The organism is Roseateles sp. GW821-FHT09G03 (genome assembly GCF_059416045.1).
The window spans coordinates 295,487-319,507 of record NZ_JBWKOK010000001.1 but is presented as its reverse complement, the minus strand read 5'-3'; the positions used below and the strand labels follow the sequence as shown (position 1 = coordinate 319,507).

The window sequence follows — 24,021 nt, the reverse complement described above, 5'->3', positions numbered from 1 at the left end:
TGCCAGCCTTCGCCTCACTCCCCCTCGAGAGGTCCGCCAGATGCTCTACCAGCTTTATGAAACCCAACGCGCGCTGCTGAGCCCGTTCTCCGAATTCGCCAGCGCCACGGCCAAGCTGTACAGCCACCCGCTGTCGCCCTTCGCCCATACGCCGCTGTCGCACCGCATGTCCGCGGGCCTGGACCTGATGCACCGGCTGGCCAAGGAGTACGAAAAGCCGGAGTTCGAGATCAACAGCGTCGAGGTCGACGGCGTCGACGTCGCGGTGCAGGAACTGGTGGCGCTGGAGCAGCCTTTCTGCCGCCTGCTGCGCTTCAAGCGCTATACGGACGATCAGGCCGTGCTGGCCAAGATGAAGGCGCAGCCGACCGTGCTGGTCGTGGCGCCGCTGTCCGGCCACCACAGCACGCTGCTGCGCGACACCGTCAAGCAACTGCTGAAGGACCACAAGGTCTTCATCACCGACTGGACCGACGCCCGCATGGTGCCGCTCGAGGCCGGTGCATTCCACCTCGACGACTACATCTATTACGTCCAGGACTTCATCCGCCACGTCGGCGAAGACTGCCATGTGATCTCGGTCTGCCAGCCGACGGTGCCGGTGCTCGCGGCGATCTCGCTGATGGCCTCCAAGGGCGAGACCACCCCGCGCTCGATGACGATGATGGGCGGCCCGATCGACGCCCGCCGCAGCCCGACGGCCGTCAACAACCTGGCGATGAACAAGAGCTACAGCTGGTTCGAGAACAACGTGATCTACCGCGTTCCGACCAACTTCCCGGGCGCTGGCCGCGAGGTCTATCCGGGCTTCCTGCAGCACACCGGCTTCGTGGCGATGAATCCGGACCGTCATCTGAGCTCGCACTACGACTACTTCCTGGACCTGGTCCGCGGCGACGACGACAACGTCGACGCCCACCGCCGCTTCTACGACGAGTACAACGCCGTGCTGGACATGCCGGCCGAGTACTACCTGGACACGATCAAGACGGTGTTCCAGGACTTCGCGCTGGTGAACGGGACCTGGGAAGTCGGCGGCGACCTTGTGCGCCCGCAGGACATCACCCAGACGGCGCTGCTGACCGTCGAAGGCGAACTGGACGACATCTCCGGCGCCGGTCAGACCAAGGCGGCACATGAGCTGTGCAGCGGCATCGACTCGAAGGACCAGTCCCATTACGACGCGGTCGGTGCAGGCCACTACGGCATCTTCTCGGGTCGTCGCTGGCGCGAGAAGGTCTATCCGGTGATCCGTGACTTCATTGCGAAGTACGATGCGGCCCCGTTGCACAAGCCCGCCGCGGCCAAGCGTGCCGCCGCCCGTCCGGCTGCGGCACGCCGGTCGCGCAAGCCGACCGAGTGAATCCTGCCGCTTCCGCCTCCGCTGAATCGACTTCCGCCACGTTCGACGATCTCGTCGAACGCCTGAACCTGGCCCTGCCGCAGACGCAATGCACGCGCTGCGGCTATCCCGACTGTCATTCGTACGCTCACGCGATCGCGCGTGGCGAGGCGGCGATCAACCAGTGCCCGCCCGGCGGCGCCGAAGGGATCGCCCGCTTGGCCGCGCTGACGGCTCGCGAGACATTGCCGCTCAATCCGGACAACGGCATCGAGGGGCCTCGCCGGCTCGCCGTCATCGACGAAGGCTGGTGCATCGGCTGCACGCTGTGCATCAAGGCCTGCCCCGTCGACGCGATCATCGGCACCAACAAGCAGATGCATGTCGTCATCGACGCCGACTGCACCGGCTGCGAACTCTGCATCCCGGTGTGCCCGGTCGACTGCATCTCGCTGACCGACGTGACGCCAGCGCGCAGCGGCTGGGCCGCGTGGAGCGCGCCGCAGGCCGAACGCGCTCGCGAGCGCTATCGCTGGCATGAGATCCGCGTCGCGCGCGACCTGCGCGAACATGACGCGCGGCTCGAAGCCAAGGCACAGCACAAGCTTGACCACCTCGAAGAGGAGACGCGGCTCACCGACGCCGCGCAGATCGACCGCAAGCGCGCCGTCATCGAGGCCGCGCTCGCGCGCGCCCGCGCCAAGCGCGGTGTCTGAACGAAGCCTCGACCTCACCATGAACCAAACGCAAGTCCGCGAATTCTTCGAGATCCTCCGCCGCGCCAATCCGTCGCCGCAGACCGAGCTCGAATACGCCAGCGTCTTCGAGCTCCTTGCCGCGGTGCTGCTGTCCGCGCAGGCCACGGACGTCGGCGTCAACAAGGCGACGAGACGGCTGTTCGTCGTCGCCAACACGCCGCAGAAGGTCCTCGACCTCGGCGAAGAGAAGCTGGCCGAGTTCATCAAGACGATCGGGCTCTACAAGACCAAGGCGAAGAACCTGTACGCGACCTGCCGCATCCTCGTCGAACAGTACGGCGGCGCCGTGCCGCAGAGCCGGGAGGCGCTCGAATCGCTGCCCGGCGTCGGCCGCAAGACGGCCAACGTGGTGCTCAACGTCGCCTTCGGCGAAGCGACGATGGCCGTGGACACGCACATCTTCCGCGTCGGCAACCGCACGGGCCTCGCGCCAGGCAAGAACGTGCTGGAAGTGGAGCAGCAACTGCTCAAGCGCGTGCCGGAGGAATTCCTCGTCGACGCGCATCACTGGCTGATCCTCCATGGCCGCTATGTCTGCCAGGCGCGTCGGCCACTGTGCGAGCGCTGCGCCGTCGTCGCGCAATGTGACAGCGCGCCGATGGCCGCGGCACGTTGAGCGAACCCCGCCCCCTACAATCCGCGCGTTCATCCGTCAGGGAAGCCATGTCCAGCATCAACGACCTAGTCGACCGCGTCGAGCGCCTGCTGGTGCGTCACGAGGAACTCAAACGCACGAACGGCTTGCTCGAGCAACAGGTCCAGGCGCTCACGCTGGAGCGTGACAGCCTGCGCTCCAGACTGGCCGCGGCGCGCGCGCGCGTCGACGCCCTGCTGGACCGTCTGCCGCTGGAGGCGGTCGATCTGCTGGAGAGCGGCGAAGGCAATGAACCCTCAGATTCTCGAAAGACGGGCGCATGAAGCAAATGGAAGTCACGATCATGGGCCAGAGCTACCTGCTCGGCTGCCCGGAAGGCGGCGAAGCCGCGCTGCAAAAGGCGGTGGCACGGGTCGACAAGGAAATGTGCGCGATCCGCGATGCCGGGCGCATCAAGGCGCGCGAACGGATCGCGGTGCTCGCCGCCCTGAATCTCGCTTATTCGCTCACCGAATCGAACGCGGCAGCGGCAGTTGGCGATGCAACGGATGCAACCGCCGGTGACGCACGCATCGCTGGCGCCAATGGCGCCATACCTGATCTTGAAACGCTGATGAAGCGGCTCGATGAAGCCCTTGTCCAAGACGGGCAACTGCTGTGAACGTCGGATCGCGGCGCGTAGAATCCACCTTGTCCACTGCGTTCGCGTGAGTTTTATATTTCCTTGAACCGATGCTTTCGCGAGCAAGGGCTTGGAACATTGCAGAGCTGGTGTGAGCGTCTCGCGTCAGATGAACCCGAAGCCCTGCTGACCTCGCCCACCTGTACCCCTAGGGTTCAGGAATGCGGCTCACGGTTCGCCGTGGACACCTCTTCCCGAAACCGCGCCTGATCATTCCGTCTCGCGCGGTTTTTTCATGGCCGACCGCAAGTCGACCGTCGTCGCGAGGGTTCCGCCTTGAGCACCGCACCGCACGCTTCCCCTCAGTACTGGCTGATGAAGTCCGAACCGGACGAGGCCTCGATCGATCATCTGCAGGCCGCCGGTGAACTTCCGTGGACCGGCGTGCGCAACTATCAGGCGCGCAACTTCATGCGCGACCAGATGCGCATCGGTGACGGCGTGCTCTTTTATCACTCCTCGTGCCCGGAACCGGGCATCGTCGGCTTTGCGGAGGTCAGCAGCACCGCCTATCCGGACGAGACCCAGTTTGATCCCGCGAGCCACTACTACGACCCGAAGGCCAAACGCGAGGAACCGCGGTGGCAGCACGTCGACGTGCGCTTCGTGCGCAAGACGCGCTTGCTGAGCCTGGCGGAGATGAAGCGCGATCCCGCGCTGGCGGGGATGCGCACGCTGCAACCCGGCAACCGGCTGTCGATCACGCCGGTGACACCCGCGGAGTGGCGGCACCTGCAGAAGCTGCTCGCCTGAACTGCAAGCGTCGCTGGCAGCGACCTCAGTCGCCCATGCCGAAGGGGATCGAGGCCAGCACCACCTGGTTGCCGCCGCGCCGCTGCGCTTCCTTGACCGCCATCTCGGCGGCACCCAGCAATTCCTCCTGCCGGGAGGCGGTGTGCGGGAAGCTCGCGACGCCCATCGACAGCGACAACCCGATGTCTTGCCCATGCAGCACGACGATCTGGGCATGGCACTGGCGGCGCAGCTGTTCCATGCGTGCGTGCGCGGTCGCAAGGCCGACGCCCGACAGCAGCACCGCGAACAGGTCGTCACCGATGCGGCAGGCCGCATCCATCGCACGGGTGTTGGCGCGCAGCATGCGCCCGAGGCCTTCGAGCAGGCGCTGACGCGCCTCCTCGCCGAGGCCAGCCTCCGGCGCCACCGGATCCAGGGCGATCAGCACCAGCGTGAACTCACGATGTTCGCGGGTCGAGAGATCGATCTCGCGCAGCAGTTGATCGTCGAACTGCGCACGCATGTACAGGCCCGAGACCTCGTCGCGACCGCTGCCCTGCTGCAGCTCGCGCCGCATCTGTTCGAGCGACTTCTGCTGCTGCTCGAGCTGCTGCAACGCGCGCTGCAGGTGCGTCTCGCGATGACGCTCCTCGGTCTTGTCGCTCCACAACGCCATCACGTGCTCCGCACCGAGCGGAACGCGCATCACCATGAACTCGCGGCGGCGGCCGCCGATCTCCAGCCGGTGCTCGGAACTGACGACGCCGCGCTGCGCAAGCGTGGCCTGTTCGGAACGACGCATGGCCTGCACTTCGTCGCCGCGCATCAGCTCGGCATCCGCGGCACCGACGATGCCGGCCTCGACGCGGCCGAAGAGTTCGCTCATCCCGGCACTGGCGAAGACATACCGGCCGGTGGCCATCGACTTCACGGTCAGGCAGGCGCCAGTCGGCTCCAGCAGGCTGAGCAAGCCGGCCGCAACGGGCGTCTGGGACGTTCCCGACGATTCCAGCCAGGCATCGAAACTGGCAGGCGCGGGTGTCGCGGCGGCTTGTAATTCCATGGGTCGGGCCGGGCCAGGGGGGCGGCCCCTCGCGGTCGAATGGTGGTGGATCGAATGTAGATGGGCGTCCGTCGCCGGGGCAAGTGCCGTCGGCAGGACAGAGGTGCCACTCCCCCTAAGCTTGGGGTGCGGGCATCCTAGCTTGCCCGGGCTCGGACCAAGAGCGATGCGCTTCGCCCAGAGAGGCGGGCTTGCGCTCCGACGGGGGCAAGGCGTGAAAATGTCACATCCCCTTGCAAGGAAGCCGTGGGGCTTTCACAGGGGACAAGGCGATCGGCACGGGGCGTTGCGTCCTGTGCACCGCGCTTGCGTCGCGGCAGATGGCGAACGGTCAAAAATAAGGCTAGAATCCTCGTTTTGCTGGCAAACCCTGCGCGTCGATTCGGAAGTGGAATCCGGATACTCCGCTTCGAAGGCAAGCCCTTCCTCGCGAACACCGAGCGCTATTTGAAGGAATTTCATGACCACCATTCGCGTCAAAGAAAACGAGCCGTTCGACGTGGCCCTGCGCCGCTTCAAGCGCACGATCGAAAAGCTGGGCCTGCTCACCGAGCTGCGCGCCCGCGAGTTCTACGAGAAGCCGACTGCCGAGCGCAAGCGCAAGAAGGCGGCTGCCGTGAAGCGTCACTACAAGCGCGTGCGCAGCATGCAGCTGCCCAAGAAGCTGTACTGATCGCTTGATCGGACCGCTTCGGCGCCGGGGACCCGTCCACTGACGATCCCCACCGCCGGAACAGCACAGAAAGCCCGCGCAGGACGCTGCCGCGGGCTTTTCTGTTTCTGCGCGACATTACGACATCCCCCACATCTCCCTCGAGACCAGGAATCAAGGAGCCCTCATGAGCCTGAAGGAACAGATCACCGAAGACATGAAGACGGCGATGCGCGCCAAGGACAGCGAACGCCTGGGCACGATCCGGCTGTTGCTGGCCGCGGTGAAGCAGAAGGAAGTGGACGAGCGCGTCGAGGTGGACGACGTGATGCTGGTGGGCATCGTCGACAAGCTGATCAAGCAGCGCAAGGACTCGATCAGCCAGTTCACGGCTGCCGGTCGCATGGACCTGGCCGACAAGGAAACGGCCGAGTTGAAGGTGTTGGAGGTCTACCTGCCGCAGCGCCTGAGCGAGGACGAAATCAAGGCCGAAGTCGCCGCCATCGTGGCCGATCTGGGCGCCAAGGGCCCGGCCGACATGGGCAAGGTGATGGGCGCCGTGAAGGGCAAGCTGGCCGGCAAGGCCGACATGGGCCTGGTCTCGGCGGCGGTGAAGGCGGCGCTGGCGGGCTGAACGCCCCCCTCGCTCCCCACTGATTCAACGACAGGAGTCCGCGATGGAACTGACCGTTCAACAATTGACGCCCGATTTCTGCGTCGCGCCGCAGCTGACGCCGGAAGCAATGGCTGCGCTGGCGGAGGCCGGCTTCAAGTCGGTGATCAACAACCGGCCCGACTTCGAGCACGGCCCCGATCAGCCGACCAGCGAGCAGGTCCGCGCCGCGGCCGAAGCTGCGGGGCTGGTATATCACCACCTGCCGGTGCAAGGCGGCTACCAGTCGCCGGAAGAGATCGCCGCGATGCGCGCGTTGCTCGACGAAGTGCCGAAGCCGGTGCTGGCGTTCTGCCGCTCTGGCGCGCGTTCCACGCGCCTCTTCGCCGCCGCCACCCAACTCTGATCCGACGACGAGCCCCTCGGTGCCTCGGATCGAGGCGACCGGGGGCCCTTTCCGGAACTTAAGGAGGGAATTTGCTTGCCGGGAGGCAAGCAAAGGAGGGAGATGGAGGAAAGGGCCCCCGGTCGCCTCGATCAACGCTCCCTCCTCGGCATGTCGGGGCTTTCCCGCAGCCCCTCCCGAATTCAGTTTTCCGACAGCCCTCGCTGGCTACAGTCCACGTCTACACACAAAAGAACCGAGCCCTCCCGTCGGGGTTCGAGATGGAGACCTGGACTCGTCGATGAAAGCCCTGCTTGCATTTGCCAAGGGCATCGACTGGCTGACGGACCGGTTCGGCACGCTTGCCGCCTGGGCTGTCCTGCTGTCGTGCTTTATCAGCGCCGCGAACGCGGTGATCCGCTACGGCCTGGACATCAGCTCCAATGCCTTCCTTGAGATCCAGTGGTACCTGTTCGCCGTCTGCGTGATGGGCGGTGCGGCGCAAGTGCTGCGTCTCAACGAGCACGTCCGCGTCGACATCATGTACACGCGACTGCGCGGCCACGGCAAGGTCTACGTCGACCTGTTCGGGCTGATCGTGTTCCTGCTGCCCGTGATGGGTTTTGCGGGTTGGCTGTCGTGGGACTTCTTCCTGGTGAAGCTCACCACCGGTATGCGCGCAGACGACACCGTCGCCGCGCTGGGCTACGGCGGCTACGCGTGGAAGCTGTTCACCAGCGGTGAGGTGTCGGGCAATGCTGGCGGCCTGATCCGCTGGCCGGCCGCGCTGACGCTGCCGGTGGGCTTCGCGCTCGTGTTCCTGCAGGGGATCTCGGAGGTGATCAAGCGCGTCGGCTACCTCGCCCATCTCGTCGAGATGGACACGCACTACGAGAGGCCGCTGCAATGATCACGATGGAGCAGTTTCCCCCGCTGATGTTCGCGGGACTGATCATCATCATGCTGATCGGCTTCCCCGTAGCGTTCTCGCTGGCCGCGCTGGGCCTGGCCTGCGGCCTCTTCGCGGTGAGCCAGGGCTGGTTCCCGCCGTCGTTCATGTCGGCGCTGCCGCAGAACGTCTTCGGCATCCTGTCCAACGATCTGCTGCTCGCGATCCCCTTCTTCACGATGATGGGCGCGCTGCTGGAGAAATGCGGCCTCGCAGAGGACATGCTCGATTCGATGGGCCAGCTCTTCGGACCGGTGCGCGGCGGGCTGGGCTACTCGGTGATCATCGTCGGCTTCATCCTCGGCGCGATCACCGGCACCGTGGCGGGCCAAGTGATCGCGATGGCGATGATCTCGCTGCCGGTCATGATGCGCTACGGATACAACATGCGCTACGCCACGGGCGTGCTGGCGGCCTCGGGGACGATCACGCAGTTGGTGCCGCCCTCCCTGGTGCTGGTGGTGCTGGCGGACCAGCTCGGCAAGCCCGTCGGCGACATGTACAAGGGCGCATGGGGCCCGTCGATCCTGCAGGTGCTGATCTTCGCGCTGTACACTTTCCTGGTCTCGCGCATCAAGCCGGAGCATGTGCCTGGCGTGCCCAAGGAGGCGCGCACACTCAACGGCTGGGCGCTGTGGAAGAAGTGCCTGCGCGGGATCATTCCGTCGGCGATCCTGATCTTCGCGGTGCTGGGCTCGATGGGCGGGCTGCCCGGCATGGACACGGCGGTCTGCACGCCGACCGAGGCCGGCGCGATGGGCGCGGTCGGCGCGTTCATCCTGGCGGCATCGCATCGACGGCTGAACTGGCCGGTGGTCAAGGACGCCATGATCGGCACGATGCGCATCACCGCGATGGTGGTGTTCATCCTGATCGGGTCGCGCACCTTCTCCCTCGTGTTCCAGGGCGTTGAAGGCGGGAAGTGGATCGAGCACCTGCTCTCGAACCTGCCCGGCGGTCAGATCGGCTTCCTGATCGTCGTCAACCTGTTCATCTTCTTCCTGGCGTTCTTCCTCGATTTCTTCGAGATCGCCTTCATCATCCTGCCGCTGCTGGGCCCGGTCGCCGACAAGATGGGCATCGACCTGGTGTGGTTCGGCGTGATGCTCTGCGTGAACATGCAGACCAGCTTCATGCACCCGCCATTCGGGTTCGCGCTGTTCTACCTGAGGGGCATCTCGGACACGCTGTTCAAGAACGGCGCGCTGCCCAGGCGGGTGATGTCGAGCGACATCTACCTCGGCTCGATCCCCTGGGTGGTGATGCAGCTGATCCTGGTGGCCATCGTCATCTTCTTCCCGGTCACGGTGACGGCGTTCCTCGACAAGACCGAGGCGGTCGACATGGACAAGGCGACCGAGATGCTTCAGGGCATCGATGCCGGTCAAGCCGGACGCACCGACCCCAACGCAGACACGAACGCGCTGTTCGGGCTGCCGGCAGAGGCCGCGTCGGCGCCGGCCTCCGCAGCCTCGGAGGGAGCGCCTTAGCGCGTCGAGGGCGGCATGTTCGACGCCTCCTTGATGCGGTCCCAGGCGTCCTTCACTGCGGGCTTCGCCCTCGCCCATTCCAGCGAAGAGCCCTGCCGCTGATTACCCCAGTCGCGGTGCAGTTCGGCCTCGAAGTCCTCGAACTCGCGATCGGGGTAACGGGCGAACGCATCGACTCCGTAGGCATACGCGGGACCGAAGTCGTCGTGCGTGTCGCCTTGCTGGATGTAGGGCCGCTTGGCGTAGTTGTCGCGCCAGTAGGTGGCCTCTTGCTCGTGGTCGTAGGCCTTGTCGCGGGGCTTGTCGAAGTCGGGCATGGCAATCTCCAGGATGTCTCGATGACCTTCGTCGGCAAGCGCCATGCCCTGCGCTCGCTACAGTCGTCGACATGCGCGCACGTCCTTCTACCCTCCTCCGCCACCTCCCCGCCACTCGCCTTCACGCGTGGATCACGCTGATGCTGGCGACGACGCTCATCCCGACAGCAGCACACGCCGCCGAGCCTTGCGACAAAGGCTCCTGGCGCGGCACGCTGGGCAGCACGCCGGTGTCGATGGAGCTCAATCCCGCCGAAGGCGAGCGCCCTGCGGTCGGCCGCTACTACTACCGCAGCTCGCTCGGCGACCTCACGCTGGTCCGCGACGCCAGGACCGGCGAGTGGCAGGAACTCGACGCCAAGGAGAAGCGGACCGGACGACTCAAGCTCAGTTGCGACGCCGACACGCTGAGCGGCGAATGGCGCTCCGTCGACGGCACGAAGACGCTGCCGATCGCCGCTGCGGCGATCAAGGAACGCGACTACAACACAACCCGCAAGGCCGCGATCAAGCCCACCTCGGCGAAGACCGCGCAGATCGGAGGTCGCCGCTACGAGGCGCTGACTTTCCCCGTGCCAGGAGGCCATACCGGAGACGCAACCCCTGACACCACGCAGGTCGGCGTCCGCCTGATTGGCACGACCCCGGCCATCTCGACACTGAACGCCATCTTGTGGGACAAGGCCACGGATGCGGTCCTCGATCACGTCGACTGCATGGCGCAGGGTCGGCGCGAACGCGGCCCCGAAGCCGGCTACGAGTCCTCGCAAACGCAGAAGGTCGTCGCCTGGAACGCCGCCTTCGTCGTCATCGACACCTGGAACGAGGGCTACTGCGGCGGCGCCCACCCGTGGCACGGCAACAGCGTCACCACGTATCGCCTGGACACCGGGTCGGAGGCCGACGTCGCCTCATGGCTGAAGTCCGAATTGCGCAAGGAGATCCCGAAGAACTCCCGGCTCGGCAAGCTGCTCGTGAAGGCCTATACCGACAACGGTGGCAACGGCGAGGAAGCCGAATGTCGCGACGAGGTACGCTGGATGGGCAGTTCGATCCACCCGGAACCGAAACAGTTGGTCTTTCATACGCAGGCCTCGTACGCGATGACGCCTTGCGCAGAGGACGTGGCGCTGACGATCGAAGCCGTCTGGCCTTACCTGACGCCGACGGGCCAGCAGGCGCTGAAAACCTTCCGCTGAGCCAGGCTCACTGCGGTGTGACCATCTTCAGTCCGACGATGCCTGCCGCGATCAGGCCGATACAGGCCAACCGCGCCAGCGACGCCGACTCGCCCAGCAGCACGATGCCCGCGATCGCGGTCCCGACGGCGCCGATGCCCGTCCATACCGCGTAGGCCGTGCCGACAGGCAGGTGCTTCAGCGCCCAGCCCAGCAACACGACGCTCACCACCATCGCAGTGATGGTGCCCAGCGTCGGCCAGGGTCGCGAGAATCCTTCGGTGTACTTCAGACCCACCGCCCAGCCGATCTCGAACAGCCCGGCCAGAAACAACACACCCCACACCATCGCCATCTCCTTGAAAGTAGACGGACATGACTGTATGTTCAGATTCCTGATAGTTAAAGTCAGGATCAATCAGATCCGCTGACAGATCAAGGATCTTGCCTTGGCTTTCGATCTCGACAATCTCCGCGTCTTCCTCGCTGCAATCGATCACGGATCGTTCTCCGCCGCGGCGCGTGCACTCGGCCGCGTGCCGTCGGCCGTCAGCATGACGATCGCGAACCTGGAAGCGCAGCTCGACCTCGCGCTCTTCGATCGCACCGGTCGAGAACCCGTTCCCACCGCGCAGGCCCTCGCGCTGGTGCCGCAGGCCCGCAGGCTGGCCGAGCAACTCGGTCAACTCAACCGCCACGCGCTGTCGATGACCCAGGGACTGGAGCCCTCGCTGACCATCGCGGTCGTGCCGGAACTCGTCGCCGCAACCCCATGGAGCGACGCGCTGACGACGCTGTCGGCCGAGTTCCCGCTGCTGGACGTCGAAGTGCTGACGGCACCGCAGGCCGACGCGCTCGCCATGCTGAAGTCGGGGCGCGCCCAACTGGCCCTGGTCTTCGAGCGCCAAGGCCTCGACCCGTCGGAGCAGTTCCAGGAAGTGGCCCGCGAGACGCTGATCGCCGTCGTGGCGGCGACGCATCCGATGCTCGCGCACGAGCCGTCCGCGCTCCGCGACGAGCACCTCATTGCCGAACGCCAGATCCTCGTCGCCGGCCGCGACGCCTGCGACGTCGACAAGCGGATCGCCGTGTCCCGCGTGCAGTGGCGCACCGACAGCCCGGTGGCAGCGCTGAGGATGGTGGCCGCGGGCCTTGGATGGGCGTGGCTGCCTTCGGGATTCGTGCGCGCGGCGCTGGCCTCGGGGGAGCTGGTGCAGATTCCTGCGGGCAACTTCACGACGGCGCTGCAGCTCTACGTCGACGTTGTCTGGACGCAGACGCGTCCGCTCGGACTCGCCGCGCGACGCTTCGTCGAACTGCTGGATGGCCGCGACGGGTGTTCCGGCGCCCTCGCCGGCGATCGGACGCCGTCCGGAACGCCGCTCAGCGGTAACGCTCCGGATCCGGTGAATCCGTCGGCTGCGCGACCACGCGCCGGAAAGCGGCGTTCATCGGCAGCTTCAGGTTGATGCCCGTCGGTGGCAGCGGGGACTCGAACCAGCGCTTGTAGATCGAGTGGATCTCACCACTGCGGTAAAGGCCGATCAGCACGTCGTCGACCATCGTCTTGAACATCGGATCATCGCGATTGAGTCCGATCGCATAGGGCTCCACCGTGAGCGCCCGATCGGAGATCACATAGTCATCCGCCGAGACCGCCGCGCCCTGTTGCGCCAGCAGGCTTCGGATGATCACGTCGTCCATCATGAACGCATCGGCGCGGCCGCTGCGCAGCAGCTGGAACGCGTCCGGGTCGTCCAGTCCGGCAACGATGCGGATGTTCAATCCCTGCTGTTCATTGACTTTGGCCAGGTGCTGGATGCTGGTCGTGCCGATGGTGCTCACCACCGGTCTGCCGCGCAGGTCGAGCAGGCTCTGCACCTTCTCGCCGTGCCGGGTCATCAATTTGGTCTCGGCCACGAAGATGGTCACCGAGAACGCCTGGCTGCGCGCACGCTCGGCGGTGTTGGTCGTGATACCGCACTCCATGTCCAGCGTGCCGTTGCTGACCATCGGCATCCGCGTCGCCGAGCCCACCGCGACGCGACGCACCTCCAGGTCCGGCAGCTTGAGCTTCACGCGCAGCGAGGCGATCACGCGCTCGCACAGCTCGACGGAATAGCCCGTCGGCCGCAACTGCGCGTCGAGGTAGCTGAACGGCGCCGAGGCCGGCCGATAGCCGATGACGACGACGCCGGTTTCGCGGATGCGCGTGAGCGTCGGGCCCTCGGGCGGTTGCGCAGGGCTGGATGCCGACGGCGATGGCGCCATGAGCTTCGGCTTGACGGGCGCAGCGTCTGCGGAAGGCACGCCGATCGTCGACCCCAGCGCCAGGATCAACGCGGCCACGACGCTGACGATCCGCGAGCTCATATCGATCAGGCCTCGCCGTCGTCGCCGATGCTGGCGCCGCCGCTCTGACCACCGCCGTCATCCTGCCCAAGCGCCCCGGCGTCGAGCCGCCGCAGTTCGTCGAGCCGCGCCCCGATCTTGATTTCCAGCCCGCGTGGCACGGGTTCATAGAAGCGCTCATCCTCAAGACCGTCCGGCAGGTACTGCTCGCCGGCCACGTACGCGCCGGGGAAGTCATGCGCGTAGCGGTAGGCCTTGCCGTAGCCGAGCTCCTTCATGAGCCGGGTCGGCGCATTGCGCAGGTGTACCGGCACCGGCCGCGAGCTGTCCTGCTTGATCAACGCGCGCACCTGGTTGTAGGCGTTGTAGACGGCGTTCGACTTCGGCGCGATCGCCAGGTAGACGACCGCTTGCGCCAGCGCGAGCTCGCCCTCCGGCGTCCCGAGGCGCTCATAGGTTTCGGCCGCGTCCAGGCAGATCCGCAGTGCGCGCGGATCGGCGTTGCCGATGTCTTCGCTCGCCATCCGGACCAGCCGACGCGTGATGTAGCGCGCGTCGACACCGCCGTCGAGCATCCGCACCAGCCAATACAGCGCCGCATCCGGATGCGAGCCGCGCACCGACTTGTGCAGCGCCGAGATCACGTCGTAGAACTGGTCCCCGCCCTTGTCGTAGCGCCGCAACTGCTCGCCGAGCGTGCGCTCCAGCAGCGCCTCGTCGATCTCCGCCGTGCCGGGCGGTGTCAGTTGAGCCACGGTCTCCAGCGTGTTCAACAGACGCCGCGCATCGCCGTCCGCGTAACCGATCAGCCGCAGCGTGGCAGCCTCGTTCACCGGCGGCGCGCCAAGCGCTTCACGGCCGCGCGTCAGCAGCTCTCGCATGTCCTGCTCGTCCAGCGACTTCAGCACATGCACCGTCGCCCGCGACAGCAGCGCCGAGTTCACTTCGAACGACGGGTTCTCGGTCGTCGCACCGATGAAGCTGAACAGCCCCGACTCGACGTGCGGCAGGAAGGCATCCTGCTGCGCCTTGTTGAAGCGGTGGACCTCGTCCACGAACACGATCGTGCGCCGGCCCTGCCCTGCCGCGACCTGCGCGCGGTCGACCGCCTCGCGGATGTCCTTGACACCACCCAGGACCGCGGAGATCGCGATGAACTGTGCGTCGAAGTGCTGCGTCATCAAGCGCGCCAACGTCGTCTTGCCGACGCCCGGCGGCCCCCACAGGATCATCGAATGCGGCCGGCCGCTCTCGAGCGCGACACGCAGCGGCATGCCCTCGCCCAGCAGGTGGCGCTGGCCGACGACCTCGTCGAGCTTGCGCGGTCGCAGCCGTTCCGGCAGCGGCGCGTGCTGGCTGGTCGTGGCCGCCGTCTGCCGTCCGCTGGGGACGGCATCGAACTCGTCCGGAAAGAGCGACGCGTTGCTCATCGATGCTGACTCAGGCGCCGCTCAGGGCTGGCGCGCGATGTCGGTACCCGGCGGCGGGTTGAAGCGGAACCGGTCGGCCGACACCTTGGCATTGGGTTCGATCGCGCTGAACTGCATCACCGATTGCTGGCCGAAACCGTCGACGATCTCCAACGCGCCCAATTCGCGCCCCTTGAATCCGAGCTTCAGGCTCTGGAGGCCGCTGTCGTTGCGCTTGGGCGTGGCCTGGACCCAGTCCAGTCCGTTCGCCGCCGGCAACGACTTCAGCGTGAAGTCCTTCGACAGGTCCCCACCCGCCAGCAGCGACACCGGCGTTGCGCCCAATGCCTGGTCCATGTTGCGGACGCTGGCCTGCTGCAGGTCGGGGTCGTAGATCCACACTTCCTTGCCGTCGGCCACGATCAATTGCTCGGCCGGTTTGGCATAGCTGAAGCGGAACTGGTTCGGACGCTGGAACTCGAAGGTGCCCGTCGTCGTCTTCTTGCGCTTGCCGTCAGGCGCGGTCACGGTCTGCGTGAACGTCGCGCGGCCGCTCTTCACTTCGCTGACGAACTGCTGCAGCGCGCTCACGCCGTCGGCGTGGGCCAGGGTCGTGAAGCAGACGGCGATCGCCGCGATGCTTCGGGTCAAGGGTCGGAACATGGGAGAGACCTTCATCTACGTCGCGATCAGTCATCCCGCTTGGGCACGATGATGTCGCGGTTGCCATTGGTGGCCATCGCCGAGACGACACCGGACTTCTCCATCTGCTCCAGCAAACGGGCGGCCCGGTTGTACCCGATGCGCAGGTGTCTCTGCACCAGCGAGATCGACGCCCGCTTGTGCTGCAGCACGATGCCCACGGCCTGGTCGTACATCGGATCGGACTCGCCGTCGCCGCCCGCCGTCAGGCCGGGCAGTCCGTCGCCGCCGCCATCGCCGTCGAGCACGCCGCCCTCCAGGATGCCTTCGATGTAGTTGGGCTCGCCCTGTTCCTTCAGGTACTCGACGACGCGATGCACCTCGTCGTCGCTGACGAACGCGCCGTGCACCCGCACCGGCAGGCCGGTGCCCGAGGCCATGTAGAGCATGTCGCCCATGCCCAGCAGCGCCTCGGCGCCCATCTGGTCGAGGATGGTCCGCGAGTCGATCTTGCTCGACACCTGGAAGGACAGCCGCGTCGGGATGTTGGCCTTGATCAGGCCGGTGATCACGTCGACCGACGGACGCTGCGTCGCGAGGATCAGGTGGATGCCGGCCGCGCGCGCTTTCTGCGCCAGGCGCGCGATCAACTCTTCGATCTTCTTGCCGACGACCATCATCAGGTCGGCCAGTTCGTCGATGACGACGACGATGTGCGGCAGCCGCTCCAGCGGTTCCGGCTCTTCCGGCGTCAGGCTGAACGGATTGGGGATCTTCTCCTCGCGCTCGGCCGCGTCGGCGATCTTCTTGTTGAAGCCCGCCAGGTTGCGCACGCCCATCTTGGACATGAGCTTGTAGCGGCGCTCCATTTCGTTGACGCACCAGTTCAACGCGTTGCTGGCCTGCTTCATGTCGGTCACGACCGGTGCCAGCAGATGCGGGATGCCCTCGTAGACGCTCATTTCCAGCATCTTCGGATCGATCAGGATCAGGCGGACATCGCGGGCCTCGGCCTTGTAGAGCACCGACAGGATCATCGCGTTGATGCCCACCGACTTGCCCGAGCCGGTCGTGCCGGCCACCAGGCAGTGCGGCATCTTGGCCAGATCGGCCACCACGGGCAGGCCGACGATGTCCTTGCCCAGGCCCATCGTCAGCGGCGACGCGGCGTCGGCGTAGACCTGGGAGCCCAGGATCTCGGACAATCGGATGGTCTGGCGGCGCGCGTTCGGCAACTCCAGCGCCATGTAGTTCTTGCCCGGGATGGTCTCGACGACGCGGATCGAGGTCAGGCTCAGCGAACGCGCGAGATCCTTGGCCAGGCCCAGGATCTGCGAGCCCTTCACGCCGGTCGCCGGCTCGATCTCGTAGCGCGTGATCACCGGCCCCGGAGAGGCCGCCACCACCCGCACATCGACACCGAAGTCCTTCAACTTCTTCTCGATCATGCGGCTGGTCATCTCCAGCGATTCAGGCGTCACCGTCTCGACGCGCGGCGGCGGCGCATCCAGCAGGTCGACCTGCGGCAGCTTCGCGTCGGTCGGGTCGGTGAACAGCGTCTGCTGGCGCTCCTTGATGACGCGCGTGGACTTCGGCACCTCGGCGACCGGCGGCTCGATGACGATCGGGATGTGATGCTCTTCCTCGACCAGGCGTTCCACCTCGACGACCGCCTCGCGCTCGCGCTTGGCTTCCTTGCCGACGCGCTTGTCCTCGGCGATCTCGCGACGGACCTCGCGCTTCTCGATCAGACGCTCGATCTTGGTTCCGATCTGTTCGGCCACGCGCAGCCAGGAGAACTTCAGCGCCAGCGACACGCCGGCCACCAGCGCCGCAATCCACACGACACCCGATCCCGCGAAGCCCAGGAGCTTCATGCTGAACGGTCCCAGCAGATAACCGAGCACGCCGCCCGCATGGCCACCCGGCAGGTAGACGTCCCATCGCCACAGGCGCGTCCATTCCAGCGAACAACTCGCGGCCATCAACAGGACGACGCCGGCAATGGCGGGCAGGCGATCCTTGAGGGTGGGAATGGTCGAGCCGTCCGCACGCAGCATGCGCGCCAGGCCGCTCAGCCAGGCGCGCAACGACACGAGCATCAACCACCAGCAGGAGTAGCCGAAGCCGAACAGCATCAGGTCGGAGATCCACGCGCCGAGCGTGCCGACACGGTTGTGCGCCGGCGCCGAACTGCCGGCCGTGCTGAAGGCGGCATCCGCTCGGTCATGACTGACCATCGCGAGCAAGACCAGGCACCACACGAGCGCGCCGATCAGCAGCCACAGCGGCGTGCGCAGCGGGCTGGGGGGCGCGGGCGGCGCGGCAGGCGGCGCGGCCTTCTTGGACTTGCGTGCCGGCGCGGGGCGCTCGGTCGGCGCGGCGTCGTCACCGCCGCCCAGCAGGGAACCGGGAAAACTCATGCCTCGATTGTGACGCACTCGCCCCGCGTCCCGGACACGAGGCTCCCTGCCAAGGTGAAGAAACGTTGAAGCGCCGGTCGATGGCGCCTCAACGCGGACCTCAGTCGTGCTGCAGGCGTTCCTTGATGACCACGGAGCCGTTCTCGAGCGTCTCGATGACGCCCTTGTCTTCCAGGTCCTTCATGACGCGGCTGACCATCTCGCGCGACGCGCCGACGACCTTGGCCATGTCCTGACGCGACACCTTGCCGCGGATGATCTTCACGCCCTTCTCTTCCTCGGCCATGTCCAGCAGCGTGCGAGCCACGCGACCATAGACGTCGAGCAGCGCGAGCGATTCGATCTGGCGGTCGGCGTTTCTCAGCCGCGCGACGAGGCCACGCAGGATGCCGTAGGCCAGGCTCGACGACTCCGGCAGTCCGCGCCCGAAATCGGCGCGGCCCAGCACGAGCATGTCGGTCTGCACCTCGGCGCGGACCGTGGCCGAATGCGGCTCGTTGTCGATGAGGCTCATCTCGCCGACGTAGTCGCCCGGCTGCAGCACGGCGAGGATGACTTCGCGGCCGCGGCTGTCCGCGGTCAGCACGCGGGCGCGCCCGTTGAGCAGGATGAAGAGCGCGTTGGACTTGGTGCCCTGCTCGACGATCAACTCGCCGCGTTTGAAGCGCCGTTTGACGACGCTGTCCGCGATGGACTGGGCCTGGTCGGCGGTCAGCAGGGAGAACAAGGGAACCCTGCGGATCAGATCCAAATTGGACAACATGGCCATGAAGGGGTGCCTCCTGTCGGGGGTTAGGGTCAATCGTGGATCTCAGGATGGCAGAGGGACCCGCCACCTAGAATGGATGCATTGTGCCAATTTGTTCACGCCTGTTCATAGGGTCAACGCCATAGGGCGCCCATCGTCCCCCTTAGGCTGTCGTCCCTTGCGTCCGCTGAACGCATCCCCATCTCCCCCGTCATGAGCCAAAACACCCGTCACGCCCAACTGTTGATCCTCGGTTCCGGCCCCGCCGGCTACACCGCCGCCATCTACGCGGCGCGCGCCAACTTGAAGCCGCTTCTGGTGACGGGCATGGCGCAAGGGGGTCAGTTGATGACCACGACCGAAGTGGACAACTGGCCGGCCGATGTGATGGGCGTGCAGGGTCCCGAACTGATGCAGCGCTTCCAGGAGCACGCCGAACGCTTCCAGACCGAGATCGTCTTCGACCACATCAACAGCGTCGACTTCTCCAAGCGTCCGTTCACGCTGACCGGCGACAGCGCGGTCTACACGGCCGACGCGGTGGTCCTCGCCACCGGCGCCTCCGCGCAATACCTGGGCCTGCCGTCCGAGGAGTCGTTCATGGGCCGCGGCGTCAGCGCCTGCGCGACCTGCGATGGCTTCTTCTATCGCGAGCAGGAAGTCTGCGTCGTCGGCGGCGGCAACACCGCCGTCGAGGAGGCGCTCTACCTCTCCAACATCGCCAGCAAGGTCCACCTGATCCACCGCCGCGACAAGTTCCGCGCCGAGCCCATCCTGGTCGACAAGCTGATGGACAAGGTCAAGGCCGGCAAGATCGAACTGCACGTCTTCCACACGTTGGACGAGGTGCTGGGCGACGCCAGCGGCGTCACCGGTGTGCGGATCAAGAGCACGCAAGACGGCACGACGACCGACCTCAAGCTGCAAGGCTGCTTCATCGCAATCGGCCACAAGCCCAACACCGACATCTTCGAAGGCCAGATCGAGATGAAGGACGGCTACATCCGCACGAAGAGCGGCCTGGAAGGTTTCGCCACGATGACCAGCGTGCCGGGCGTATTCGCCGCCGGCGACGTGCAAGACCATGTCTATCGCCAGGCCATCACCAGCGCCGGGACGGGCTGCATGGCCGCGCTGGATGCGCAGCGCTTCCTGGAGCAGGAGTCGGCCTGATCCTTCGCGAGCGTCCCGGATGCGGTGCCCCGCTGGCGGGCGCCTCTCCAAGGCCTGCCGACCGGCCCGCCTTTGCGCGGGCCGGTCTGTTTCTGCTACACTCTTCGTTTCCCCGCGCCATCAACCTGTGAAGGATCTTGACGCGAGGAAGATGGGATACCGCCACCCTATGGCGAGGTGAGGCCGCCGCCCGCGACTCGACAGCAAGGTCGGGACGATTGGGACGGTCGCCGGATGACAAGTATCGGAGTGTCCTCATGGCACGCGTCTGCGAAGTCACGGGCAAGAAGCCCATGGTCGGGAACAACGTTTCCCACGCCAACAACAAAACCAAGCGCCGGTTCCTCCCGAACCTGCAATACCGCCGTTTCTGGGTCGAGAGCGAAAACCGCTGGGTCCGTCTTCGCATCAGCAACGCAGGTCTGCGTCTGATCGACAAGAAGGGCATCGACGCCGTGCTGGCCGACCTGCGCTCGCGCGGTCAAGCCTAATCACTGAACCAGGAGCGACACCATGGCATCCAAAGGCGGACGCGAGAAGATCAAGCTGGAATCCACTGCCGGCACCGGTCATTTCTACACCACCAACAAGAACAAGAAGACCACGCCCCAAAAGCTGGAATTCATGAAGTTCGACCCCAAGGCACGCAAGCACGTGCTGTACAAGGAAACCAAGCTGAAGTGATTCGGCCCGGTCCTTGAAGAAGAAAACCCGCCTCTCGGCGGGTTTTTTCATGGGCGCTTGAAAGAGGCCGCCCCAGCAGCCCCCTCGTGATCAGCGGGTTGGCGGCAGGTGCGCCTTGCCAAGCAACTCACGAGCCATCCAGTCGTCGATCATCTTCTTCTCGTAGCGCAGCGGCTCGGAGTCGAAGTAGCGGTTGCCGACGCCGTTCTGGTAGTCCATGTCCTTCAGGTCGGCCTTGCCAGACTTCAGGACCTGGCCATTCTCGCTGAGCGTGTAGCTGAAGCTCATGCGCGGGATCGTCACCGACCGAAGAATCCGGAGCCGATCCGAGCGGACACGTGGCTCCACTTCACCCGCCAGATCCACATCCGTCACGTCGATCTTGAGCTGCTTGCCCGGCAGCTCGCGCGCCGCGAGCGCCTTGAAGTGGTCTTCCAACTGCTTCATGGCGTTGTCGCGGTCCACGCCGACCCAGCCGATGTCGGAGAAATTCTCCGGCTTGATGAAGTTGACTTCCGCCTGCGCCTGAGCAGCCGCAGCGATCGCGCCCAGGCTCACGGTCGTCAGGCCGGCCAGCACAGCACGCTTGAAAAGGGTCGAGGCCATCATGTCAATCTCCTTGTCTGAAGAGTCCGGACAAATTATGGGCGTCGCCAAGAAAAAAGGCGCCCTGTAGGGGCGCCCTTTGCATTGCTTCATCTGCGCCTGGGTGTCGGCCATCACTCTGGACGGCTCACCCGGGCTCGATGTGTTGCCTGTCGATCAGGCACGCACGGTGCGCAGGCCCGTAGCGAAGGCCTTGAGTTCGGCGATGCCGCTCTCCTCGGCCTTGCGGCACCAGGCTTGCAGGTCATGCACCAGTTGCTCGGCCGAGACGTTCGTGCGGGTCCACAGCTGACGCAGTTCTTCGCGCATCGTCACCAGCTTGTCGAGCACCGGGCTCGCTGCACGGGCGCCGTCCAACTGCTCCTGATAGGCCGCCGGAATCTTCTCGGCGTCACGATGCAGCCAGCGCGTGGCCAGCTTGAACTGATGGAACTTGACGCTGTGCTGCTCGCCAGCCGCCTTCAACTGAAGCAGCTCGGCCTTGCAGGCGCCACGCAGCCCGCGCGCGTAACGCGCCATCACTTCATAGCGGTTGGCGATGATGGCCTCCAGCGTGTCCTTGTCGGCCACGGCCTTGAGCTCGCCCGTCTTGATCTGCGGCGCGGTCTTGCGAACCTTCGCCCAGCCGATCATTTCCATCGCGCGGATGTAGCCCCAGCCGATGTCGAATTCGAACGGCTTGACCGAGAACTTGGCCGACGTCGGATAGGTGTGGTGATTGTTGTGCAGCTCCTCGCCGCCGATGATCACGCCCCACGGCGAAACGTTCGTCGACGCATCCTGCGCCTCGAAGTTGCGATAGCCCCAGTAGTGGCCGACGCCGTTGATCACGCCGGCAGCCCAGAACGGGATCCAGGCCATCTGAATCGCCCAGACCGCCATGCCGGCCACGCCGAACAGCGCCAGGTCGATGATCATCATCAGGGACACGCCCCAGACCGAACGGCCGGTGTAGACGTGACGCTCGATCCAGTCGTCCGGCACGCCATGGCTGAACTTCCTGATCGTTTCCTCGTTCTTCGCTTCAGCGCGATACAGCTCGGCGCCGCGCGTCATCACCGTCTTGATGCCGCGGGTGACGGGGCTGTGAGGATCGTCCTCGGTCTCGCACTTGGCGTGATGCTTGCGGTGGATGGCGACCCATTCGCGAGTGACCATGCCGGTCGTCAGCCACATCCAGAAGCGGAAGAAGTGGGAGGGGATCGGCCCGAGGTCGAGCGCCCGGTGCGCCTGGGCGCGGTGCAGGAAGATCGTCACGCCAGCAATGGTGATATGCGTCACCACCAAGGTGAAGACCACGATCTGCCACCAGTTGGCGCCGGTGAGGCCGTCGATCATCCACGCCAGGATGGCGTCGTGCACAGACATCAATACGTTCATTCGGTCCTAACCCTGCTCGCGAGGAGCCAGTTGTCCACAGGAAGCCCCGATTGTAGGCGACGCACTCTAGAAATCGCCCGAATGTAAGCGGCTTTCCCGCCGGTCTTTTGACGCTTCCGGACCGGAAGGGCCGGAAGTCGTGATCGATCAACGGCCACTTGTTCGCAATCAGAAACAAACGCGCCCCTCCCGCCGTGGCGCGTTCGGGTCGACCGATTTACTTTTTCCGCTCCCAGACCGCGGCGAAGAAGCCGTCGCTCTGATGGCGATGAGGCCACAGGCGCAGATAACCGTTCTCGGACAGTTGCGCCGCCTGAGTCGCATCGACCTGCGCATGGGTGAGCACGTCTTGCGCGGGCACGAGCGTGAACTCCGGGTGCGCCAGGGCGAAGGCTTCAGCCACCGACTCGTTCTCCGCGTCAAGCAACGAACATGTCGCATAGACCAGGCGGCCACCCGGCTTGAGCAGGCGCGAGGCGCTGTTCAGGATGGCCAGCTGCTTGTCGTGCAGTTCCAGGATGCCGTTCGGTGACTGCCGCCATTTCAGATCGGGATTCCGGCGGAGCGTTCCCAGGCCGGAACACGGCGCATCAACCAGCACGCGGTCGATCTTTCCGGCCAGGCGCTTGACGCGCTCATCCCGCTCGTTGCTGATCTGCACCGGGTAGACGTTGGACAGCCCGCTGCGCGCCAGGCGCGGCTTGAGCTTGTCGAGCCGGTGCCCCGAGACGTCGAACGCGTACAGCCGACCGGTATTGCGCATCGCGGCCCCCAGCGCCAGGGTCTTGCCACCGGCACCGGCGCAGAAGTCGACGACCATCTCCCCGCGCTTGGCTTCGGTGAGCAGGGACAGCAGCTGGCTGCCCTCGTCCTGCACCTCGACCTGGCCGCTGGTGAAGACGTCCAGCTTCTGCAGCGCCGGCTTGCCTTCGAGTCGCAGGCCCCAGGGCGAGAACGGCGTCGGCGACGACGCGAAGCCCTTCTCCTTCAACTCGGCCTGCACGTCCTCGCGCTTGGCCTTCAGCAGGTTCACGCGCAGGTCCAGCGGCGCCGACACGTTGACGGCGTCCGCCAGTTGCCAGAACTGCTCGTCGCCCAGACGCTGTTTCAGCGGCTCGACGATCCAGTCGGGCAGGTTGTGTCGCAGCTTCTCCGGCAGCTTGCTGCGATCGACCTTCGCCACCTGCTTGAGCCACTGCTGTTCCTGGTCATCGGTCGCGGCGCGGAGGAAGGCCTCGTTGCCGGCCCAGGCGAGGATCGCCAGGCGTCGAGACATCGGGCCGCGGCCCGACTGGGCCAAATGCTGCAGCACCGGACGCTGGCGCAGCACGGCATAGGCGGTTTCGGCGATGGTGTGGCGCTCGCGCTGGCCGAGCGCCTTGTGCGCGCGGAAGAAGTCGGAAACGAGGGAGTCGGCGGGCTTGTCGAACAGCAGCAGGCTGTCCACCAGTTCGGCGCAGAGTTCAAGAAGGGCATTAGGATGCATCGCCCGATTATCCCAGGCTCCGGGCCCAGGCCCGCGTCCTGCCCTGTTCCCGACGCCACGCCCCCTCTTTTCATGAGCCACTCCCACCCGACCCCGCCCCCCGCCACGCACGGCGCGGGCGATCCGTTGCAGCCCCTGCCCAAGGCGCCCGCCGGGCGTTACCGGCACTACAAGGGCGGCGAATACGAAGTTCGCGGCGTCGTCCGCCACAGCGAGACGCTGGAGCCCCTCGTGCTCTACGCGCCGCTCTACAACGACAGCGGCCTGTGGGTGCGCCCCTACGACATGTTCTTCGGCACCGTCGAGATCGACGGTGCGACGCTGCCCCGCTTCGCCCGGGTCCCGGACTGATGCCGGCC

General features: G+C 65.8%; 28 protein-coding genes and 1 other RNA gene. 18 read left to right on the top strand and 11 right to left on the bottom strand.

Annotation, left to right across the window (positions count from 1 at the left end; genetic code table 11):
* Positions 1 to 40: 40 nt before the first annotated feature.
* The 7 genes from AC07OZ_RS01380 (at position 41) to AC07OZ_RS01350 (ending at position 4,130) form a co-directional block, all read left to right on the top strand.
* Positions 41 to 1,363 carry a polyhydroxyalkanoate depolymerase gene (locus AC07OZ_RS01380; RefSeq protein ID WP_495465385.1) on the top strand — a complete coding sequence of 441 codons (1,323 nt, stop codon included), beginning with the start codon at positions 41 to 43 and terminating at the stop codon, positions 1,361 to 1,363.
* Positions 1,360 to 2,058: an electron transport complex subunit RsxB gene (gene rsxB, locus AC07OZ_RS01375; protein ID WP_495465384.1), complete on the top strand. Its 699-nt coding sequence runs from the start codon at positions 1,360 to 1,362 to the stop codon at positions 2,056 to 2,058. The genes AC07OZ_RS01380 and rsxB overlap by 4 nt, the downstream gene beginning before the upstream one ends.
* 19 nt (positions 2,059 to 2,077) lie before the next feature.
* On the top strand, positions 2,078 to 2,716 hold the full coding sequence (nth, locus tag AC07OZ_RS01370) for an endonuclease III (RefSeq protein WP_495465383.1): 639 nt from the start codon (positions 2,078 to 2,080) through the stop codon (positions 2,714 to 2,716).
* 47 nt (positions 2,717 to 2,763) lie between these two features.
* Positions 2,764 to 3,018: a DUF904 domain-containing protein gene (locus AC07OZ_RS01365; RefSeq protein WP_495465382.1), complete on the top strand. Its 255-nt coding sequence runs from the start codon at positions 2,764 to 2,766 to the stop codon at positions 3,016 to 3,018.
* Entirely contained in the window at positions 3,015 to 3,356 is a 342-nt protein-coding gene (locus AC07OZ_RS01360) for a cell division protein ZapA (protein WP_495465381.1), read from the top strand. The genes AC07OZ_RS01365 and AC07OZ_RS01360 overlap by 4 nt, the downstream gene beginning before the upstream one ends.
* Before the next feature lie 29 nt (positions 3,357 to 3,385).
* A non-coding RNA gene (ssrS, locus tag AC07OZ_RS01355) (6S RNA) lies at positions 3,386 to 3,566 on the top strand.
* Positions 3,567 to 3,692: 126 nt separating this feature from the next.
* Complete coding sequence (locus tag AC07OZ_RS01350; protein WP_495466470.1) at positions 3,693 to 4,130, top strand: EVE domain-containing protein; 438 nt, start codon at positions 3,693 to 3,695, stop codon at positions 4,128 to 4,130.
* A 25-nt stretch (positions 4,131 to 4,155) separates the two neighbouring features.
* Here AC07OZ_RS01350 and AC07OZ_RS01345 read toward each other — a convergent pair whose 3' ends face one another.
* The gene (locus AC07OZ_RS01345) at positions 4,156 to 5,175 is read right to left on the bottom strand and encodes a GGDEF domain-containing protein (protein WP_495465380.1); all 1,020 of its coding nucleotides are present in this window, start codon (positions 5,173 to 5,175) and stop codon (positions 4,156 to 4,158) included.
* A 460-nt stretch (positions 5,176 to 5,635) separates the two neighbouring features.
* Between AC07OZ_RS01345 and rpsU the strand changes: the two genes are divergently transcribed.
* From rpsU to AC07OZ_RS01320, 5 genes are all read left to right on the top strand, one after another.
* Complete coding sequence (gene rpsU, locus AC07OZ_RS01340) at positions 5,636 to 5,848, top strand: 30S ribosomal protein S21 (RefSeq protein WP_012346814.1); 213 nt, start codon at positions 5,636 to 5,638, stop codon at positions 5,846 to 5,848.
* A gap of 166 nt (positions 5,849 to 6,014) precedes the next feature.
* On the top strand, positions 6,015 to 6,461 hold the full coding sequence (locus tag AC07OZ_RS01335) for a GatB/YqeY domain-containing protein (protein WP_495465379.1): 447 nt from the start codon (positions 6,015 to 6,017) through the stop codon (positions 6,459 to 6,461).
* A gap of 43 nt (positions 6,462 to 6,504) precedes the next feature.
* On the top strand, positions 6,505 to 6,846 hold the full coding sequence (locus tag AC07OZ_RS01330) for a protein tyrosine phosphatase family protein (protein ID WP_067273537.1): 342 nt from the start codon (positions 6,505 to 6,507) through the stop codon (positions 6,844 to 6,846).
* 280 nt (positions 6,847 to 7,126) lie between these two features.
* Entirely contained in the window at positions 7,127 to 7,735 is a 609-nt protein-coding gene (locus AC07OZ_RS01325) for a TRAP transporter small permease subunit (protein WP_495465378.1), read from the top strand.
* Positions 7,732 to 9,264 (top strand): TRAP transporter large permease, encoded by a 1,533-nt coding sequence (locus AC07OZ_RS01320; RefSeq protein ID WP_495465377.1) that lies wholly within the window; start codon positions 7,732 to 7,734, stop codon positions 9,262 to 9,264. Before AC07OZ_RS01325 ends, AC07OZ_RS01320 begins: the two co-directional genes overlap by 4 nt.
* Here the strand turns inward: AC07OZ_RS01320 and AC07OZ_RS01315 are convergent.
* Complete coding sequence (locus AC07OZ_RS01315; RefSeq protein ID WP_331612873.1) at positions 9,261 to 9,581, bottom strand: hypothetical protein; 321 nt, start codon at positions 9,579 to 9,581, stop codon at positions 9,261 to 9,263. The genes AC07OZ_RS01320 and AC07OZ_RS01315 overlap by 4 nt on opposite strands.
* A 140-nt stretch (positions 9,582 to 9,721) precedes the next feature.
* Here AC07OZ_RS01315 and AC07OZ_RS01310 point away from each other — a divergent pair, with 140 nt between their 5' ends.
* Positions 9,722 to 10,780, top strand: a complete 1,059-nt coding sequence (locus AC07OZ_RS01310) for a hypothetical protein (protein ID WP_495465376.1) — start codon at positions 9,722 to 9,724, stop codon at positions 10,778 to 10,780.
* Positions 10,781 to 10,787: 7 nt separating this feature from the next.
* On the opposite strand, the gene sugE is transcribed toward AC07OZ_RS01310, so the two are convergent.
* Positions 10,788 to 11,108, bottom strand: coding sequence for a quaternary ammonium compound efflux SMR transporter SugE (sugE, locus tag AC07OZ_RS01305; protein ID WP_495465375.1), 321 nt, complete (start codon positions 11,106 to 11,108; stop codon positions 10,788 to 10,790).
* A 100-nt stretch (positions 11,109 to 11,208) separates the two neighbouring features.
* Between sugE and AC07OZ_RS01300 the strand changes: the two genes are divergently transcribed.
* A complete protein-coding gene (locus AC07OZ_RS01300) occupies positions 11,209 to 12,228 on the top strand; it encodes a LysR family transcriptional regulator (RefSeq protein WP_495465374.1) in 1,020 nt (339 codons plus the stop codon).
* Here AC07OZ_RS01300 and AC07OZ_RS01295 read toward each other — a convergent pair.
* The 5 genes from AC07OZ_RS01295 to AC07OZ_RS01275 all read right to left on the bottom strand — a co-directional run bounded on the left by AC07OZ_RS01295 (position 12,143) and on the right by AC07OZ_RS01275 (position 18,354).
* Positions 12,143 to 13,132 carry an amino acid ABC transporter substrate-binding protein gene (locus tag AC07OZ_RS01295; RefSeq protein WP_495465373.1) on the bottom strand — a complete coding sequence of 330 codons (990 nt, stop codon included), beginning with the start codon at positions 13,130 to 13,132 and terminating at the stop codon, positions 12,143 to 12,145. The two genes, AC07OZ_RS01300 and AC07OZ_RS01295, sit on opposite strands and share 86 nt — an antisense overlap.
* A 5-nt stretch (positions 13,133 to 13,137) precedes the next feature.
* Positions 13,138 to 14,541 carry a replication-associated recombination protein A gene (locus tag AC07OZ_RS01290; RefSeq protein WP_495465372.1) on the bottom strand — a complete coding sequence of 468 codons (1,404 nt, stop codon included), beginning with the start codon at positions 14,539 to 14,541 and terminating at the stop codon, positions 13,138 to 13,140.
* 21 nt (positions 14,542 to 14,562) lie between these two features.
* Positions 14,563 to 15,183 carry an outer membrane lipoprotein periplasmic chaperone LolA gene (gene lolA, locus AC07OZ_RS01285; protein WP_495465371.1) on the bottom strand — a complete coding sequence of 207 codons (621 nt, stop codon included), beginning with the start codon at positions 15,181 to 15,183 and terminating at the stop codon, positions 14,563 to 14,565.
* Positions 15,184 to 15,209: 26 nt separating this feature from the next.
* Positions 15,210 to 17,585, bottom strand: a complete 2,376-nt coding sequence (locus tag AC07OZ_RS01280) for a DNA translocase FtsK (protein WP_495465370.1) — start codon at positions 17,583 to 17,585, stop codon at positions 15,210 to 15,212.
* 100 nt (positions 17,586 to 17,685) lie between these two features.
* Positions 17,686 to 18,354: a Crp/Fnr family transcriptional regulator gene (locus AC07OZ_RS01275; protein WP_088383470.1), complete on the bottom strand. Its 669-nt coding sequence runs from the start codon at positions 18,352 to 18,354 to the stop codon at positions 17,686 to 17,688.
* A gap of 192 nt (positions 18,355 to 18,546) precedes the next feature.
* Between AC07OZ_RS01275 and trxB the strand changes: the two genes are divergently transcribed.
* The 3 genes from trxB to rpmG all read left to right on the top strand — a co-directional run bounded on the left by trxB (position 18,547) and on the right by rpmG (position 20,190).
* Positions 18,547 to 19,506, top strand: a complete 960-nt coding sequence (gene trxB, locus AC07OZ_RS01270; protein WP_495465369.1) for a thioredoxin-disulfide reductase — start codon at positions 18,547 to 18,549, stop codon at positions 19,504 to 19,506.
* Between the two features lie 257 nt (positions 19,507 to 19,763).
* Entirely contained in the window at positions 19,764 to 19,997 is a 234-nt protein-coding gene (gene rpmB, locus AC07OZ_RS01265; protein WP_088407487.1) for a 50S ribosomal protein L28, read from the top strand.
* Between the two features lie 22 nt (positions 19,998 to 20,019).
* A complete protein-coding gene (gene rpmG, locus AC07OZ_RS01260; RefSeq protein WP_067273562.1) occupies positions 20,020 to 20,190 on the top strand; it encodes a 50S ribosomal protein L33 in 171 nt (56 codons plus the stop codon).
* A 90-nt stretch (positions 20,191 to 20,280) separates the two neighbouring features.
* Here rpmG and AC07OZ_RS01255 read toward each other — a convergent pair whose 3' ends face one another.
* The 3 genes from AC07OZ_RS01255 to AC07OZ_RS01245 form a co-directional block, all read right to left on the bottom strand.
* Complete coding sequence (locus AC07OZ_RS01255) at positions 20,281 to 20,910, bottom strand: DUF3016 domain-containing protein (RefSeq protein ID WP_495465368.1); 630 nt, start codon at positions 20,908 to 20,910, stop codon at positions 20,281 to 20,283.
* A gap of 42 nt (positions 20,911 to 20,952) precedes the next feature.
* Positions 20,953 to 22,164 carry a DesA family fatty acid desaturase gene (locus tag AC07OZ_RS01250; RefSeq protein WP_495465367.1) on the bottom strand — a complete coding sequence of 404 codons (1,212 nt, stop codon included), beginning with the start codon at positions 22,162 to 22,164 and terminating at the stop codon, positions 20,953 to 20,955.
* A gap of 229 nt (positions 22,165 to 22,393) precedes the next feature.
* Positions 22,394 to 23,662, bottom strand: coding sequence for an RsmB/NOP family class I SAM-dependent RNA methyltransferase (locus AC07OZ_RS01245; protein WP_495465366.1), 1,269 nt, complete (start codon positions 23,660 to 23,662; stop codon positions 22,394 to 22,396).
* Between the two features lie 72 nt (positions 23,663 to 23,734).
* Here AC07OZ_RS01245 and AC07OZ_RS01240 point away from each other — a divergent pair, with 72 nt between their 5' ends.
* On the top strand, positions 23,735 to 24,013 hold the full coding sequence (locus AC07OZ_RS01240; RefSeq protein WP_495465365.1) for a DUF1653 domain-containing protein: 279 nt from the start codon (positions 23,735 to 23,737) through the stop codon (positions 24,011 to 24,013).
* Positions 24,014 to 24,021: the final 8 nt, after the last annotated feature.